Origin of the sequence: Pseudomonas wadenswilerensis (genome assembly GCF_900497695.1) — a bacterium.
GTDB classification, from domain to species: domain Bacteria; phylum Pseudomonadota; class Gammaproteobacteria; order Pseudomonadales; family Pseudomonadaceae; genus Aquipseudomonas; species Aquipseudomonas wadenswilerensis.
The window spans coordinates 373,476-390,044 of record NZ_UIDD01000008.1 but is presented as its reverse complement, the minus strand read 5'-3'; the positions used below and the strand labels follow the sequence as shown (position 1 = coordinate 390,044).

The 16,569-nt window shown below is 65.0% G+C and carries 12 protein-coding genes; 6 read left to right on the top strand and 6 right to left on the bottom strand.

The features are described from left to right. Positions 1 to 12: 12 nt before the first annotated feature. Genes CCOS864_RS17240 through CCOS864_RS17215 form a run of 6 tightly spaced genes read right to left on the bottom strand, consistent with a single transcriptional unit; the run spans position 13 to position 8,582 of the window. Positions 13 to 1,068 carry an NADP(H)-dependent aldo-keto reductase gene (locus CCOS864_RS17240; RefSeq protein ID WP_115087552.1) on the bottom strand — a complete coding sequence of 352 codons (1,056 nt, stop codon included), beginning with the start codon at positions 1,066 to 1,068 and terminating at the stop codon, positions 13 to 15. A gap of 28 nt (positions 1,069 to 1,096) precedes the next feature. After that, positions 1,097 to 2,440, bottom strand: a complete 1,344-nt coding sequence (locus CCOS864_RS17235; RefSeq protein ID WP_115087551.1) for an LLM class flavin-dependent oxidoreductase — start codon at positions 2,438 to 2,440, stop codon at positions 1,097 to 1,099. A gap of 20 nt (positions 2,441 to 2,460) precedes the next feature. Continuing rightward, positions 2,461 to 3,744, bottom strand: coding sequence for an acyl-CoA dehydrogenase family protein (locus tag CCOS864_RS17230; RefSeq protein ID WP_115087550.1), 1,284 nt, complete (start codon positions 3,742 to 3,744; stop codon positions 2,461 to 2,463). 22 nt (positions 3,745 to 3,766) lie between these two features. Then, entirely contained in the window at positions 3,767 to 4,699 is a 933-nt protein-coding gene (locus CCOS864_RS17225; protein ID WP_115087549.1) for an ABC transporter permease, read from the bottom strand. Continuing rightward, entirely contained in the window at positions 4,696 to 6,411 is a 1,716-nt protein-coding gene (locus CCOS864_RS17220) for an ABC transporter substrate-binding protein (RefSeq protein ID WP_115087548.1), read from the bottom strand. The genes CCOS864_RS17225 and CCOS864_RS17220 overlap by 4 nt, the downstream gene beginning before the upstream one ends. Positions 6,412 to 6,455: 44 nt before the next feature. Further along, entirely contained in the window at positions 6,456 to 8,582 is a 2,127-nt protein-coding gene (locus tag CCOS864_RS17215) for a TonB-dependent receptor family protein (RefSeq protein ID WP_240047859.1), read from the bottom strand. A gap of 457 nt (positions 8,583 to 9,039) precedes the next feature. On the opposite strand from CCOS864_RS17215, the gene fdnG reads away from it, so the two are divergent. From fdnG to CCOS864_RS17185, 6 genes are all read left to right on the top strand, one after another. Beyond that, positions 9,040 to 12,090, top strand: coding sequence for a formate dehydrogenase-N subunit alpha (gene fdnG, locus CCOS864_RS17210; protein ID WP_115087547.1), 3,051 nt, complete (start codon positions 9,040 to 9,042; stop codon positions 12,088 to 12,090). Between the two features lie 17 nt (positions 12,091 to 12,107). Next, positions 12,108 to 12,998 (top strand): formate dehydrogenase subunit beta, encoded by an 891-nt coding sequence (gene fdxH / locus CCOS864_RS17205; protein WP_269467564.1) that lies wholly within the window; start codon positions 12,108 to 12,110, stop codon positions 12,996 to 12,998. Next, positions 12,995 to 13,642, top strand: coding sequence for a formate dehydrogenase subunit gamma (locus CCOS864_RS17200; protein ID WP_038995892.1), 648 nt, complete (start codon positions 12,995 to 12,997; stop codon positions 13,640 to 13,642). Before fdxH ends, CCOS864_RS17200 begins: the two co-directional genes overlap by 4 nt. Continuing rightward, positions 13,639 to 14,550, top strand: coding sequence for a formate dehydrogenase accessory protein FdhE (gene fdhE, locus CCOS864_RS17195; protein WP_115087546.1), 912 nt, complete (start codon positions 13,639 to 13,641; stop codon positions 14,548 to 14,550). Before CCOS864_RS17200 ends, fdhE begins: the two co-directional genes overlap by 4 nt. 128 nt (positions 14,551 to 14,678) lie before the next feature. Then, positions 14,679 to 14,906 carry a hypothetical protein gene (locus tag CCOS864_RS17190; RefSeq protein ID WP_115087545.1) on the top strand — a complete coding sequence of 76 codons (228 nt, stop codon included), beginning with the start codon at positions 14,679 to 14,681 and terminating at the stop codon, positions 14,904 to 14,906. 87 nt (positions 14,907 to 14,993) lie between these two features. Further along, complete coding sequence (locus CCOS864_RS17185) at positions 14,994 to 16,517, top strand: FAD-dependent oxidoreductase (protein WP_115087544.1); 1,524 nt, start codon at positions 14,994 to 14,996, stop codon at positions 16,515 to 16,517. Positions 16,518 to 16,569: the final 52 nt, after the last annotated feature.

Below are 16,569 nucleotides of genomic sequence, written 5' to 3'. Positions count from 1 at the left end.
ATGAACTGAACGTTAGGGAGCAGGGTTGGGGATCTGCCGGTGGATCTGCTCGATGCGCGCCAGGGCTTCGCTGTCGAGCTTCACCTGCAGCGCGCCGAGGTTGTCGGCCAGTTGCGCAAGGCTGGTCTGCCCGGTCAGCGCACTGCTGACAAACGGCTTGCTGATCACATAGGCCAGGGCCAGTTGCGCCGGGGTTATCGCCAGCTCCTGGGCCAGCGCCACATAGGCGGCAATCGCCTGATGGGCGCCGGGGCTGTCGTAGCGGTTGAAGGTGCGGTACACCGACGACAGGCGCGAGCCCTGCGGCAAGGCGCCATTGAGGTACTTGCCGGTCAGCGCGCCGAAGGCCAGCGGCGAATAGGCCAGCAAGCCGATGTTGTCGCGCTGGCTGAACTCCGACAGGCCGCCCTCATACAGGCGGTTGAGCAGGCTGTAGGGGTTCTGGATGCTGACGATGCGCGGCAGGTTCTGCTCGCGGGCCTGGCGCAAGAACTCTGCCACGCCCCAAGGGGTTTCGTTGGACACGCCGATATGGCGGATCTTGCCCGCCGCCACCTGTTCGGCCAGCACCTGCAAGGTTTCGGCGATGCTCACCGCCTCGCGGTCATCTTCGCCATAGGGGTATTCACGCTGGCCGAAAATGTTGGTGGTGCGGTCCGGCCAATGCAATTGGTAGAGGTCCAGGTAATCGGTCTGCAGACGCTTGAGGCTGCCATCCAGGGCTGCCACGATGTTGGCCCGGTCATGGCGGGTGCGGCCCTCACGAATATGCGCCCCTGCCCCCGGCTGGCGTGCCGGGCCGATGATCTTGCTGGCCAGCACCACCTCGGCGCGCCGCCCGCTTTGCGCCAGCCAGCTGCCGATAAAGCGTTCGGTGCTGCCCCAGGTTTCAGCATGGGTGGGCGTCGGGTACATCTCGGCGCTGTCGATCAGGTTGATGCCGGCAGCCAGCGCCGCGTCGAGCTGGCGGTGGGCATCGGCTTCGCTGTTCTGGTGGCCCCAGGTCATGCTGCCCAGCCCCAGCACGCTGACCTGGATGTCGCTGTGGCCCAAAGTACGTTTGATCATGCTCGCTCCGTCGCGAAAGTGAAAAGGCTCAAACCGCCTCGGCGGCGCGCTGGTACTGGCTGGCCGGGTACGGCAGGCCGAGGTGGTCGCGCAAAGTGCTGCCTTGGTACTCGTGGCGGAACACGCCGCGTTTTTGCAGCAGCGGCACCACTTCGTCGACAAACACCTCGACGCCGGAGGGGAACATGTCCGGCATGATGTTGAAGCCGTCGGCGGCCCCGGCGCGGAACCAGTGCTCGAGGGTGTCGGCGACCTGTTCCGGGGTGCCGACGATCAGCCGGTGGCCGACCAGGATGCGCCGCGACAGCTCACGAATGGTCAGGTTCTCGCGCCGCGCCAGGTTCAGTTGGGCTTCGAGAAAACCGTGGGAGCCGCGCTCGAATTCCGCCACCGGGCCGATCCGCTCCCAGGGCAACGGCGCGTCCAGCTCCAGCTCGCTGACCGCCAGCCCCACCCGCGCCGCCACCTGATGGATCAGCCCTGCTTCGCCGTACCAGGCGTTGAGCTCGTCGAAGCGCGCCTGGGCCTCGGCCTCGCTGCTGCCGATCACCGTCGACAGCCCCGGCATGATTTTCAGGTGCTCGGGGTTGCGCCCCCACTGGCGGGCGCGCTGCTTCATTTCCTGGTAGAAGGCCTGACCGTCGACCAGGGTGGTCTGGGTGGTGAAGATCGCATCGGCATAGCGCGAGCCGAGGGCTTTGCCGCCTTCGGAGGAACCGGCCTGGACCAGCACTGGCCGGCCCTGGGGCGAGCGCGGCAGGTTCAGCGGGCCCTTGACCGAGAAATGCTCGCCGACAAAGTCGATGGCGTGGACCTTGGCCGGGTCGGCAAAGCGCCCACGGCGGGCATCGCCGATCACCGCGTCATCTTCCCAGCTGTCCCACAATTTAAGGGTGACGTCGATGAACTCATCGGCGCGGGCATAACGGTCGACATGCCGCGGCGCCCCGGCCAGGCCGAAATTCTGCGCCGCGGCATCACCGGCATTGGTGACCACGTTCCAGGCCGCACGGCCGCGGCTGATATGGTCCAGCGAACTGAAGCGCCGGGCCAGGTTATAGGGGTCGTTGTAGCTGCTCGACGCGGTGGCGATCACGCCGATATGACGGGTGGCCAGGGCCACGGCGGTGAGCAGCACGGTCGGCTCCAGGCGCCCGGCCGGGTGCTGGCCAATATCGCCGAACAGCGCCGGGCCGTCGGCGAGGAAGATCGCATCGAGCTTGCCGCGTTCGGCGATGCGCGCGATGTTGCTGTAGTACTCGGGGTCCAGGTAGGCATTGGCCGGCACCTCGGCCTGGCGCCACGCGCCGGCGTGGGCGCCGAAGCCGAGGATGTTCATGCCGATGCTCATGTGTTTGGCGGGCTGGCTCATGGCAACTCCTTATGTGGGGATCAGACCGCGCTGGCTTCGTCGCGGGCGGCGTTGTCCTGGGCGTGCAACTGGCGCCAGGCGGCGCCGGGGCTGACGCCATTCAAGTAGTAATTACCCAGGGCCCGTTCGCGGTAGATCGCCGGGTTGTGCGAGGCCAGGGTGCGGGCGTTGCGCCAGTGCCGGTCGAGGCGCCGGGCCTGGCTGGTGGCCGAGGCGCCGCCGACTTCAAACAGCAAGGTGGTGGCTTCGAGCGCCTGCTCCAGCACCACCTGCTGGGCCTGGTAGGTGCGGATATCGGCCTCGACGTAGTGCGCTTCGCCGACCGTGCCGTCGAGCTCGGCTTCGTGCACCGTCTGCAGCACTTGGGCGACATCCAGCACCAGGGCCTGGGCGGCATAGGCCAGGCTCGACAGGCGGCCGATCACCCGCTGCACCAGCGGGTCGTCCTGGGGGCTGGACTGGCCGGGCACGCCAAAGGCGCGGGTGCGGCCCTGGACGAAGGCGACGGCATCGCGCTGCACGGCGCGGGCAATCCCGGCCAGGGTCGCCAGGTGGAACAGCTGGTAGAACGCCGACAGGTAGGATTCGGCGCGCAGCTCACCAGGCTTGAAGCGGCGCAGCACCTGCTCCGGCGGCACCGCCACATCGGCGAAACGGGTGGTGCCGCTGCCGCTCAGGCGCTGGCCGAATCCGTCCCAGTCGTCTTCCAGGCTGACGCCGGGGGCCGTGGTGGACACCACCACGCTGACATAGTCCTCGTCGAGCATGGCCACCGCCGCCACCCAGTCGGCGTAAATGGCGCCGGTGCAGTAGTACTTCTCGCCCTGCAGCAACCAGCCGGCCTCTGGTGCCTGCGGGTCGGCGGCAGTGAGCAGCACCGAGTTGCCGGTGGTGTCGGTGCGTTCGGCCATGGCCGCGCCCCACAACTGCCCCGCCGCTACCTTGGCCAGCCAGTAACGCTGGGAAGCGGCATCGCCGCTGGACAGCCGGCCTTCGACAAAGCCGAAGTGCGCGCGAAAGATCTGCGGCAGGTTGGAGTCGGCTGCGGCCAGATCGATCAGCAGGCGAAACAGCACCGGCAAGCTGACCTGCGCGCCGTTCAATGCCTGGGGCACGCGCAAGGCGCCGAAGCCCGCGTCGCGCAGCCAGCTCACCGGCTCATGGGCCAGCTCGCGTTGCTGTTCGCGGTCAACCGCGCCTTCGGCAATGCGGGCAAACAGGGGGGCAAAACGCACCTGCAGTTGGGCATAGTCCTGGCCTGCGTCGTTCGCGGCCAGGGGTGTTGGCAGATCATGGGCACTCATGGCTGGTCCTTGAAAATCGGGTTCATACGCTTTTGCTGCGTGGGTCGACCCAGTGGTTGATCAGGTCGACGAGAAAGTTGACGACCACGTAAATCGCCGCCGCCAGCAGGGTGATACCCAGCAGCAACGGCATGTCCTTGGTCACGGCGGCGTCGAGCATCAACCGGCCGATGCCCTGGCGGGCGAACAGCATTTCGATGATCACCGCGCCGCCCAGCAGGCTGGCGAAGACGAAGCCGGACAGCGTCACCAGCGGCACCAGGGCATGGCGCAAGGCGTGCTTGAGGCGCACGCCGGTCTCGGACATGCCGCGGGCGCGGGCCATGGCGATAAAAGGCTGTTCGAGGATGTCTTCCAGCTCCTGGCGCAGCACCTGGGTCAGCACTGCGGCAATCGGCAAGGCCAGGGCCAGGCTCGGCAAAATCAATGCTTGCCAGCTGTTGGAACCGGACGGCGGCAGCAGGTGCCAGCCGAACGAGAACAGCAGCAACAGCACAATGCCGATCACGAACGACGGCGCCGACGACAGCACCAGCTCGCTGCCGGACACCAGCGAGCGCACCCAGCGCGGACGGTTGGCCGTCAGCACTGCGCAGGTCACCGCGAGGATGATCGACAGCGCGGCGGCGGCCAGCGACAACTGCACCGTGGCGCCCAGCTGGCTGCCGATCACCTGCAGCACCGGGATGCGCAGGCGGTAAGACTCGCCCAGATCACCCTGGGCCAGGCGCGCCAGGTACTGGCCGTATTGCACCCACAGCGGCTGGTCGAGGCCGTATTCGGCGCGCACCTGGGCGATCAGCTCGGCGCTGGGCATGGCATCGGGGCCGCCAAGAATCGCCAGGGCCGGGTCGCCGGCACTGAGGTTGATGGCCAGGAAGGTCAGGGTCGCCGCGCCCCAGAGCACGCCGATGCCGGCCAGCAGGCGCCAGGCCAATCGTTGCAAGCTAGTCATTTGCCCTCCGGGTCGAGCCAGACGCTGGTGAACAACGGGGTGTTGTGCGAGGTGTCGAAAATCAGCCCCTTGACCTGCTTGCGGTAAGCCAGCAGCACATGGCTTTCGAACACCGGCACCGCCGGGATGGTCTGCGCCAGGCGCTCCTGGGCGATCCGGTAGAGGCCGCTCAGCTCAAGCGGGTCGGTGGTCTGGCGGGCGGCGCTGAGCACCCGGTCGAGTTCGGCATCGCGAAAGCGCCCGGCATTCTGGCCGATCAGCTTGGCGGTGCTGATCGCCTGGCTGTGGTAGAGGATGTACAGGCCGTCGGGGGTGTTGGTGTGCCAGTAGCCGCCACCGATCACCTGGAAGTCACTGGCGTAACGGCGCTGGGTGACCTGGGCCAGGGGTAGCAGGTCGATGTCGATCTGCAGGCCGATCTTCTTCAGGTCGGCCTGGATGGCCACGGCGATACTGCTTGGGTAGGCCGCGGTTTCGTAGGTCAGCAAGTGCGCGGCCAGACGCCGGTCGTTCTTCACCCGATACCCCTGGGCGTCGCGCTCGCTCCAGCCGGCCTGGTCGAGAATGCGGTTGGCCTCGGCCACGTCATAGGCCAGCACGTCCTTGAACGCCGGGTCGTAGTAGCGGGTGTTGGCGGCGAGAAAATCACCCTTGGCCAGGTACTCGCCAAAGCCGGTGATCCAGGCCAGGCCGTCACGGTCGATGGCCTTGGCCACGGCGCGGCGCACCTGCACATCGTCGAAGGGAAAGCGCTCGACGTTGAAGGTCAGGCTGCGAAACGGGTTGGCCTTGCGGATGCGGCTGCGCATCTGCAAGTCCGGGTTGTCGCGAATGGCCCGGGCGTTCTGGGTCGGGGCGTCGACGGTGAAATCCGACTGACCGGCTTCCAGGGTACTGAAGCGGATCATCGGTTCGGGGACGATGCTCAGCTCAAGGCGGTCGAGGTAGGCCTCGCCCTGGTGCCGGGTCACCGCAGGCGCCCAGTTGTAGCCTTTGCGCTTGACGAAGTTGGCGCCCTGGTCGCGGGTGTAGCTTTCCAGCACGAAGGGCCCGGAGCCGATCGGGTGTTCGGCGATGGTCTTCGGTGCTTCGAGGATCTGCCGGGGCGAGATCATGCTCAGCCACGACTGCGCCAGCACATCGAGGAACGGCGAATAGGCTTCGCGCAGGTGCGCTTCGAAGGTGTACTCATCGACGATGCGCCCATCCACGTAGGGGGCGATATAAGCGGCGGCCAGCGGCGACTTGGTTGCCGGGTCGCGCATGTGTTCGAGGTTGACCTGCAGGGCGCGGGCGTTGAATTTCTCGCCATCGCTGAAGGTCACGTCATCGCGCAGATGAAAGGTGTAGGTCTTGCCGTCGTCGGAGATCTCCCAGGACTTGGCCAGCCACGGCGAGATATTGCCCTGCTCGTCCTGGTACAGCAGGCAGTCGAACAGAATGCGCCCCAGCCACTGCACATTGCCGTGGGAAATCGAATGCACGTCCAGCGTCGTGGTGTCGGATGCCGTCGACACCCGCAGGGTGCCACCGGGCTTGCCTGGGGCGGCCTCGTAATAGTCTTGCGCGGCATAGCTCAGGGTGCCGTTGTGCAGCGTGCCGTCGATGCCGCTGCTGCCCTGCCCCGGCGACTGCTCCACCGGCTTGCAGGCGCCCAGGGCCAGCAGCGCGCCAAGCACGGCAGGCGCGCCCAGCCTTGCGATTACTCTCATGCGGTTCTCCTGCAGGTGCCGCGCGAACGGCACCCGCCCCTGGCTCAGAAGTTGTAGGCAATCCCGGTGTAGGCGCCGAAGCCGTCACCCGGGTACAGCGATGCGGTGTCCTGGCCCTTGGCGTCGTAACTGGGCACCAGGGCGGTGACGTAGTCCTTGTCGGTGAGGTTTTTCAGGTCCAGGTACACCTGCCAGGTCTTGTTCGGCGCGTCGTACCCCAGGCGTGCACCCCACAGGGTGTAGGACGGGGCATAGAAGCTGTTGGCGTAGTCCACCGCCGTGCTCGACGCCGAGCGCACGTTGACCCCGGCGTAGAAGCCGTTGGCGTACTGGTAGAACAGCTCGCCCTGGTAGATGTGCTTGGGCAGGCCCGGCAGCTCGTTCTTGGCGAACAGCGGGTCGTTGCGGTAGTGGAAGTCGTTGAGGGTGTAGGCCTGGCGCCAGCTCAGCACATCGCCGTTATCGCGCTGCCAGAGCTTGGTGGTCAGCCCCGCCTCGATGCCCTGGTGGATGGTCGGGCTGGCGTTGGCGGTCGAGACCACGGCGGCCGAAGTGTTGGTGGCCGGGAGAATTTCGACGTTGAGCAGCTCGTCCTTGATCCAGGATTTGTACAGGGTCAGGCTGCCGTCGAAGATCTCCGAGCGCCCGCGAATCCCCAGTTCGACGGTGTTGGCGCTTTGTGGCACCAGGGTCTTGGCGAAGTTGGTGGTCACCCCCGAGCCGGAACTGGACCAGGAACTGGGCGGGTCGATCGAGCGGCTGACGTTGCCGAATACCTGCACGTCCGGGGTCAGGTAGTAGCGCAGGCCGACCCGTGGCGCCAGTTTCCATTCCTGGTAGCGGTAGTGGCTGGGGATGCCGCTGGTGTTGGGCCGGTCGCTGAAATTGACATCGACGTTGCGCTTGACCTCGATGGCCGACAGGCCTGTGGACAGGTACAGGTTGTCGGTCAGGCCGAGGTCGTTGCCCAGCGAGAACACATGGTCGAACGAGCCGTCGTACTCGACCTGCTTCTGCAACCTGCCCAGGTCCTTGTCACCGCTGTAGGTGCGCACCCCGGAGCGGATGTGCTGGGTGCTGCTCCAGCCGACGCTGGTGGTGCTCGGCAGGCCGAACAGCTGGTCGCTGCGGGTGTACTTGAGCGAGTAGTTGATGTCGCGCCAGTCCCAGTAGTTGGGGTTGACCGTGCTCTTCTTGCTGAGGATCTGCGGGTAGTTGTGATAGACCAGCCCGGCCACCAGGGTCGAGTCGTCGTCGAAGGTGTAGGTGGTCTTGCTGCCGACCCAGGTCGAGCCTTCCTTGGTCGAGTCGCCACGGGTGGCGCGGGTGCTGGGGTTGGTTTGCGAGGAATTCTTCTTCAGTTGCGCCAGGGTCAGCGCCCCGGAGTTTTCGTGGTATTCCTCGCGGTAGCGGATGTACAGGCGGGTTTCCAGTTTCGGGTTGAAGCGGTAACCGAAGTTGGTGACCACGCCCTTGGCCTTGGTGAAGGTGAAGTCCTGGTAACCGTCGCGCTTGGAGTTGTCGACGCTGATGAAGTAGTCGGCATTGCCGGCCACGCCACCGGTGCTGAGGGTCTGCTTCTGCCAGCCAAAGCTGCCGCCCTCGACCTTGATGCGGTTGCCCGGTGCGGTCAGCCCGGAGTTGGTGACGAAGTTGATCGCCCCGCCCAGGGACAAGGCGCCGTACTCGAAGGCGTTGGCGCCGCGCAGCACTTCGGTGTAGCTCAGGCCCTGGGTGTCGAGCAGCTCATAAGGCGTGCCGCCGGCGCCGGTCAGGGCCAGGCCGTCGAACAGAAACTTGGTGCCTTCACGAAAGTAGCCCGGCGAGGTGTTGGCGCCCGAGCCACGGATGGAAATCTTGATTGCATCGTTACCGCCGGCGGCCTGGGCATACACCCCCGGTTGATAGGCCAGGGTGTCTTCCAGGGTGGCCGACCGGCCCTTCTCCACCTCGGCCTGCTGGACCAGCCCGGTACCGCCGGGGATCTCGTCCAGTTGCGCCTGCGCCGCTTGCACCGGGGTGGCTTTGGCCGCCTGGACGGTGACCGTCTCCAGACGTTTTTCAGTCTGTGTGGCGTCCTCGGCCTGGGCCAGCGGCGCCAGGCTCAACAGGGCGGCGCCAACGCTGGCAAGCTTCCAGTCCTTGCCTACTACTTTGGTCGAAGAATTCAATATTACGGATGTTGCCCGAGGCACGAAATTCAAGGTCTTGCTCCCCACCTGATTAAAAAATAGGCGAGTTTCTATTGGTATAGTCAATCTCGAAGGGAGCTGTTGCAGCGACCGTGCCAACCGGCAAAACCCTTGTATTACCTGTGTTTGAGCGGTTACGACGGTTTAAACAATTGTTCGAATTTCGAGTATCTGTCCAACTGCTGTTGCCTGGCGAACAGTTGATCATGGTCGGGCCGTTGATAGATCCCGTCGATAGACCTATCAACAAGGTCGATTAGTCCCACATTCCGTACGGGAATACACTAGCGCGCATACGTCCGCTCAAAACCCTGCAGCAGACAGGGACCTGCGACACACCGTGCTTTTACCCCAGCCAACTGCGCTTGCGACGCCTTGTTGCCGGGCATGCCTATGCCCGCAGCTTTGTGCAGCCGATAAGAATGAGGAGATACCCATGGGACTTGGCAGACGACAGTTCTTCAAGCTGTGTACCGCCGGCGTCGCCACCGCCACCTGCGCGAGCCTGGGCTTTGCCCCGGGCGTGGCCCAGGCGACCCAGTCGCGCCAGTACAAGCTGCTGCGCGCCAAGGAAACCCGCAACAACTGCACCTATTGCTCGGTCGGTTGCGGGATTCTCATGTACAGCCTCGGCGACGGCGCCAAGAACGCCAAGGCGCGGATCTTCCATATCGAAGGCGACCCCGATCACCCGGTCAGCCGCGGCTCGCTGTGCCCCAAAGGCGCCGGCCTGGTCGACTACGTGCACAGTGAACAGCGCCTGCTCTACCCCGAATACCGCGCGCCGGGCTCGGACAAATGGCAGCGCATCAGCTGGGACCACGCCATCGAGCGCATCGCCCGGCTGATGAAGGACGACCGCGACGCCAACTTCATCGAGAAGAACGCCAAAGGCACCACGGTCAACCGCTGGCTCAGCACCGGCATGCTCTGCTCGTCGGCGGCCAGCAGCGAAACCGGCTCGCTGGACCAGCGCTTTACCCGCGCCCTGGGCATTCTCGGCACCGACAGCCAGGCCCGGGTCTGCCACGCACCGACCGTTGCCGCGCTGGCGCCGACCTTCGGCCGTGGTGCGATGACCAACAACTGGGTCGACATCAAGAACGCCAACGTCGTGCTGATCATGGGCGGCAACCCGGCCGAGGCGCACCCGGTGGGCTTCAAATGGGTGATCGAGGCGAAAATCCGCAACGGCGCCAAGGTCATCGTCGTCGACCCGCGCTTCAACCGCAGCGCCGCGGTGGCCGACATCTACTCGCCGATCCGCGCCGGCTCCGACGTGACCTTCCTGATGGGCGTGGTCAACTACCTGATCAGCCACGACAAGATCCAGCACGAATACGTACGCCACTACACCAACGCCAGCCTCATCGTGCGCGAGGACTACCACTTCGACGACGGTCTGTTCAGTGGCTATGACGCCAAGAAGCGCAACTACGACCGCAGCTCCTGGACCTACGAGCTCGACAGCAAGGGCTACGCCAAGCGCGACCTGACCCTGCAGCACCCGCGCTGCGTGTGGAACCTGCTCAAGGCCCACGTCAGCCGCTACACCCCGGACATGGTGACTAACGTCTGCGGCACGCCCAAGGACGACTTCCTGCAGATCTGCGCGATCCTTGGCGAAACCAGCGCCCCGGACAAGACCGCGACCTTCCTCTACGCCCTGGGCTGGACCCACCACACCAACGGCGCGCAGATGATCCGTGGCTCGGGCATGATCCAGCTGCTTTTGGGCAACATCGGCATGGCCGGTGGCGGGGTCAACGCCCTGCGCGGCCACTCCAACATCCAGGGCTACACCGACCTGGGCCTGTTGTCGCTGCGCCTGCCCGGCTACATGAACCTGCCGTCCGACGAGCAGACCACGCTGGCCACCTACCTCAAGCAGACGACGCCGACGGCGCTGCTGGAGGACCAGGTCAACTACTACAAGCACACGCCGAAATTCTTCATCAGCCTGATGAAAAGCCTCTGGGGCGACAAGGCCACCAAGGACAACGACTGGGGCTTCGACTGGTTGCCCAAGTGGGACGACAGCTACGACGTGCTCAATTACAGCAACCGCATGTACGAGGGCAAGGTCAACGGCTACATCGCCCAGGGCTTCAACCCGGTGGCGGCGTTCCCCGACAAGAACAAGGCCCAGGCGGCGCTGGCCAAGCTCAAGTTCCTGGTGATCATCGACCCGCTGGCCACCGAGACCTCGAGCTTCTGGCAGAACCACGGCGAACAGCATGACGTCGATACCGCGTCGATCCAGACTGAAGTGTTCCGCCTGCCCTCCTCGTGCTTTGCCGAAGAAGACGGCTCGATCGTCAACTCCGGGCGCTGGCTGCAATGGCACTGGGCGGGCGCGGCGCCACCGGGTGAAGCCTGGCATGACGGCAAGATCCTCGGCCACCTGTTCCTGAAGATCCGCGAGCTGTACGAAAAGGAAGGCGGCGCCAACCCGGCACCGATCCTCAACATGGCCTGGGACTACGCCGACCCGCTGGACCCCAAGCCGGAAGAAGTGGCCAAGGAGTCCAACGGCCGCGCCCTCGCCGATCTGCACGACGAGCAAGGCAACCTGATCCTGCGCAAGGGCCAGTTGCTCAATGACTTCTCGCAGCTGCGCGACGACGGCACGACCCAGTGCTTCAACTGGATCTTCGCCGGCTCCTGGACCGAACAAGGCAACCAGATGGCCCGTCGCGACAACGCCGACAGCGGCCTGGGTTGCACCCCGGGCTGGGCCTGGGCCTGGCCGCAGAACCGGCGCATCCTTTACAACCGCGCCTCGGCCGACCCGCAGGGCAAGCCGTGGGACCCGAAACGCAAGCTGATCGGCTGGGACGGCGTGCGCTGGAGCGGCGTCGACGTGCCGGACTTCGCCGTCACCGCCGCCCCCGGTGGCAAGGTCAACCCGTTCATCATGCTGCCTGAAGGCCTGGGCCGGCTGTTCTCGGCCGGCGCCATGAACGACGGGCCGTTCCCCGAGCACTACGAGCCCACCGAAAGCCCGCTGGCGAGCAACCCGCTGCACCCGAACGTGACCTACAGCCCGACCGCGCGGCTGTATGAAAGCGACCGCCAACGCATGGGCAAGCGCGAAGAGTTCCCCTACGTGGCGACCACCTACTCGATTACCGAGTTGTTCCGTCACTGGACCAAGCACGCGCGGCTGAACGCCATCGTCCAGCCCGAGCAGTTCATCGAGATCGGCGAGAAGCTGGCTGCCGACAAGGGCATCGTTCAGGGCGACCTGGTCAAGGTCAGCACCAAGCGTGGCTACATCAAGGCCAAGGCGGTGGTGACCAAGCGCATCCGCCGCCTGGCGGTCGACGGCCAGGATGTCGACACCATCGGCATTCCCTGCCACTGGGGTTACGAGGGCAGCACGCGCAAGGGCTTCCTGGCCAACACCCTGACCCCGGGCATTGGCGAGTCGAACACCCATACGCCGGAGTACAAGGCGTTTCTCGTGAACATTGAAAAGGTCTGAGGGCGAAAACCATGTCCATGCAATCCCAAGACATCGTCCGCCGCTCAGCCACCAACGTGCTGACCCCGGCGCCGCACACCCGCGATCACCAGGCCGAAGTGGCCAAGCTGATCGACGTGAGCATCTGCATCGGCTGCAAGGCCTGCCAGGTGGCATGCAACGAATGGAACGACCTGCGCGATGAGGTCGGCCACAACGTTGGCGTGTACGACAACCCGGCCGACCTGTCGGCCGAAACCTGGACGCTGATGCGCTTCGATGAAGTCGAAGACGAAAGCGGCAAGCTCGAATGGCTGATCCGCAAGGACGGCTGCATGCACTGCGCCGACCCCGGCTGCCTGAAAGCCTGCCCGCAGCCGGGGGCGATCATCCAGTACGCCAACGGCATCGTCGATTTTCAGTCCGAGCACTGCATCGGCTGCGGCTACTGTATCGCCGGCTGCCCGTTCGATGTGCCGCGCATCAGCCAGAAAGACAACAAGGCCTACAAGTGCACGCTGTGCGTCGACCGCGTGTCGGTCGGCCAGGAGCCGGCCTGCGTCAAGACCTGCCCGACCGGAGCGATCAACTTCGGCAGCAAACAGGACATGCTGCACCAGGCCAGCGAGCGGGTCACCGAGCTGCAGGGTCGCGGCTTTGCCGGCGCCGGCATCTATGACCCGCAGGGCGTCGGCGGCACCCACGTGGTCTACGTGCTACAGCATGCCGACAAGCCGCAGCTGTACCACAAGCTGCCCACCGACCCGCGCATCAGCAACGCCATCCAGGGCTGGAAAGGCTGGATGAAACCGGTGGCTGCGGCGGCGTTCTTCGCCACCCTGGCCGGCACCCTGTTCCACTACATCGGCGTCGGCCCCAACGAAGTCGACGAACAGGACCAGAAGATCGAAGAGGATACCCACGCATGAACAAGGACAAACTGATCCTGCGCACGCGCTTCATCGAGCGCGCCAGCCACTGGTTCATGGTGATCTGCTTCTTCGCCGTGGCGCTGTCGGGGCTGTCGTGGTTTTTCCCGTCGCTCAACGGCCTCAACGCGGTATTCGGCACCCCGCAGCTGGCGCGCATCCTCCACCCGTTCTTCGGCGTGGTGGTGTTCCTGCTGCTGATGTTCCTGTTCGTGCGCTTCGTGCGCTACAACCTGCCGGAACGCGAAGACCTGCAGTGGTTCAAGAACGTCAAGCAGGTGCTCGCCGGCAAGCATGAACCGGCGCTGAACATCGGCAAGTACAACGCCGGGCAGAAGATCCTGTTCTGGGGAATCATGGGCCTGATCAGCCTGCTGCTGCTCAGTGGCGTGGTGATCTGGCGGCCGTACTTCGCCCCGCTGTTCAGCATCCCGACCATCCGCATCGGCCTGCTGGTGCATGCACTCGCCGGCATCAGCCTGATTCTGCTGATCATCGGCCACGCGTACCTGGCGTTCTGGGTCAAGGGCTCGATCCGCGGCATGGTCACCGGCTACGTCAGCCGCAGCTGGGCCAAGACCCACCACGACCGCTGGTACCGTCAGCTGAACAACAAGCAGGGCAAGGCCGGGAGCGATAAATGAACAGCATCCAGATGACCCCGGTGCAGACGCCCAGCGGTGGCGTCAACGAGATCGTCGCGGTGCTGCTGCCGTCGCTCAAGGAACGTTACCGCAAACGCGCGGCGCGCCTGCGGCAACTGGCCGACGAACATGCCATGGGCGATTACCTGGGCTTTTGTGCCGGCATCGCCGAAGCTCAGCAACACCTGCTTGAAACGATGCCGCTGCCTGAGGCGCTGGCGTCCGGACTGGCGGCGCGCCTGGCCGCTGGCCGGGCGCCGCTGGCGAGCACAGAGTACCCACGCGACGCTTACTGGCAGCAGTTGCTCGGCGCTTTGATCGATGCACTCTACCGCGACGCCAATCCGACGGTTCGCAGTACCCTGGAGACCTTGCGCGGCTACTCGGCGGCGCAACTGGAAGACCTTGCCAGCGCCTTGCTCGCCGGTGACTACGACCAGGTCGACAGCGGCCAGGCGCTGTTCCTCTGGGCCGCGCTGTCGCTGTACTTCACCCAGCTGGCCAATGCCCTGCCGGCCTCGGCCAAGGCCGCCCTGGGCGAGCAGCGCCAGCATTGCCCGGTATGCGCCAGCGCGCCGGTGGCCAGCGTGATCATGACCGGCGCCCAGGCCGGGCTGCGTTACCTGCATTGCAGCCTGTGCGAAAGCCGCTGGCACATGGTTCGGGTAAAATGCAGCAACTGCGAAGCCACCGGTGCCCTGGACTACTGGTCCCTGGAGCGTCAGGATGCCGCGATCAAGGCCGAGAGCTGCAACGACTGTCACAGCTACCTGAAAGTGCTGTACCCGGAAAAGGACCGCGACCAGGAAGTACTGGCCGATGACCTGGCCTCCCTGGCGCTGGACGCCGAAGTGGAGCGCGAAGGGTATGGGCGCAGTGGTGTCAGCCCGTTTCTGTTTCCTGGCTGATACAGCAATCGCCGGCAAGGCCGGCTCCCACAGGTGCAGTGTGCACCTTGGCATTGTGGGAGCTGGCTTGCCAGCGATGGGCTGCACCGCAGCCCGCTCACAAGCACCACCCCACCAAGAGACTCCCAATGGGCATCAAGAAATCTTCCGCCGAACTCAAGCGCGACCTTAAAACCGTCGCCAGCAACCTGGAACGCACCGCCGGTGAAATCAGCAAACTGGCCGAGCGCATCGACGGCGTCGATGTGGTTGCCGTGCTGCACCTGATGAACCGCCTGTACAAAGACTCGGACAAGCTCAAGGCCTACGCCGACGAAATCAAGGTCGGGCGCATCGTGCGCGGCAAGGCCGAGTAATCAGGCGCCGACGACCGGCGAGCAAAACCACACAGGGGTCTTACACTTCAACTCAGAGCCTGCAACACGTACCGAGGAGCGCCTGCGATGAACCGCTGTGACGTCCTGATTATCGGCGCCGGCCCCACCGGGCTGGTGCTGGCGCTGTGGCTGAGCAAGCTTGGCATCAAGGTGCGGATCATCGACAAGACCGCCGCCCCCGGCACCACCTCCCGGGCGCTGGCGATACAGGCACGGACCCTGGAGCTGTACCGCCAGCTGGACTTGACCGAGGCCATTATCGGGCAGGGTCACCAGGTGCCGGCGGCCAACCTGTGGGTCAAAGGCAAAACCGCCGCGCGGTTGCCGTTCAGTGCCATTGGCGCCGGCTTTACCCCCTACCCGTTCCTGCACATCTACCCCCAGGATCAACATGAAAAGCTGTTGATCGAGCGTCTGCAACACTTCGGCGTGGACGTCGAACGACACACCGAACTGCTCGGTTTCAGCCAGGACAGCGGCGGTGTCACCGCCCGGCTACGGCTGGCCGATGGCCTGGAAGAGGTCTGTGAAGCGGACTACCTGGCCGGTTGCGACGGCGCCCGTTCGACGGTGCGCAAGGTCCTGGGCATCGGCTTTCCCGGCGGCACCTATGAGCAGGTGTTCTATGTTGCCGATGTCGACGGCGCAGGTCCTGCGTTTAATGGCGAGCTGCATGTGGACCTGGACGAAGCAGACTTTCTCGCCGTGTTCCCGCTGGCCGGCAGTGGCCGCGCACGATTGATCGGCACGGTGCGCGACGAACGCGCCGAGCACCCGCAGAACCTGCGCTTCGAAGATGTCAGCCAACGGGCCATGGAGCACCTGAAGGTCGAGATAAAGCAGGTCAACTGGTTCTCCACTTACCGGGTGCACCACCGGGTGGCCGAGCAATTTGGCCGCGAACGTGCCTTCCTGCTGGGTGATGCAGCCCATGTGCACAGCCCGGCTGGTGGCCAGGGCATGAACACCGGCATTGGCGATGCCATCAACCTGGCCTGGAAACTGGCTGCCGTGTTGCAAGGCCAAGCCACTGACACCCTGCTCGACACCTATGAAATCGAGCGCAGCGCCTTCGCCCAGCGGTTGGTCTCGACCACCGACCAGGTGTTCAACTTCATCACTGCCGACGGCCGCCTGGCCGCCCTGCTGCGCACCCGTCTGGCGCCGATGCTGCTGCCACGGGTGGCGGCGCTCAAGTCAGCACGGGAGTTCCTGTTCCGCACTGTCTCGCAAATCACCCTGAACTACCGCGACATGCCCTTGAGTGTCGGCAGCGCCGGCCAGGTGCATGGCGGCGAGCGCCTGCCCTGGGTCAGCGATGGCAAGCACGACAACTTTGCCGGGCTGGCGCGTCTGTGCTGGCAGGTACAGGTCTATGGCGCTGCCAGCGGCAGCCTGGTGGCCTGGTGTGCCGAGCGCGGCATGCCGCTGGAAGTGTTCGAATGGCATGAGGCGCATGAAGCGGCCGGGTTGCAGCAAGATGGCGTGTACCTGTTGCGGCCGGACAGCTATGTGGCGCTGGCCCAGGTCGATGCCGGGCCGGAGGTGCTGGAAGATTACTTCAGTGCACGCGGGTTGCGCGGATACTAGCGTTGTTGTGCGAGAATGCGCGCTGGTCTCGCGTCTCTATCTGCTAAGGAAT

What these genes read in the sequence shown, in the direction of transcription:
- CCOS864_RS17240 (WP_115087552.1), bottom strand. Translation starts at nt 1,068, where the DNA reads ATGATCAAACGTACTTTGGGCCACAGCGACATCCAGGTCAGCGTGCTG.
- CCOS864_RS17235 (WP_115087551.1), bottom strand. Translation starts at nt 2,440, where the DNA reads ATGAGCCAGCCCGCCAAACACATGAGCATCGGCATGAACATCCTCGGC.
- CCOS864_RS17230 (WP_115087550.1), bottom strand. Translation starts at nt 3,744, where the DNA reads ATGAGTGCCCATGATCTGCCAACACCCCTGGCCGCGAACGACGCAGGC.
- CCOS864_RS17225 (WP_115087549.1), bottom strand. Translation starts at nt 4,699, where the DNA reads ATGACTAGCTTGCAACGATTGGCCTGGCGCCTGCTGGCCGGCATCGGC.
- CCOS864_RS17220 (WP_115087548.1), bottom strand. Translation starts at nt 6,411, where the DNA reads ATGAGAGTAATCGCAAGGCTGGGCGCGCCTGCCGTGCTTGGCGCGCTG.
- fdnG (WP_115087547.1), top strand. Translation starts at nt 9,040, where the DNA reads ATGGGACTTGGCAGACGACAGTTCTTCAAGCTGTGTACCGCCGGCGTC.
- fdxH (WP_269467564.1), top strand. Translation starts at nt 12,108, where the DNA reads ATGCAATCCCAAGACATCGTCCGCCGCTCAGCCACCAACGTGCTGACC.
- CCOS864_RS17200 (WP_038995892.1), top strand. Translation starts at nt 12,995, where the DNA reads ATGAACAAGGACAAACTGATCCTGCGCACGCGCTTCATCGAGCGCGCC.
- fdhE (WP_115087546.1), top strand. Translation starts at nt 13,639, where the DNA reads ATGAACAGCATCCAGATGACCCCGGTGCAGACGCCCAGCGGTGGCGTC.
- CCOS864_RS17190 (WP_115087545.1), top strand. Translation starts at nt 14,679, where the DNA reads ATGGGCATCAAGAAATCTTCCGCCGAACTCAAGCGCGACCTTAAAACC.
- CCOS864_RS17185 (WP_115087544.1), top strand. Translation starts at nt 14,994, where the DNA reads ATGAACCGCTGTGACGTCCTGATTATCGGCGCCGGCCCCACCGGGCTG.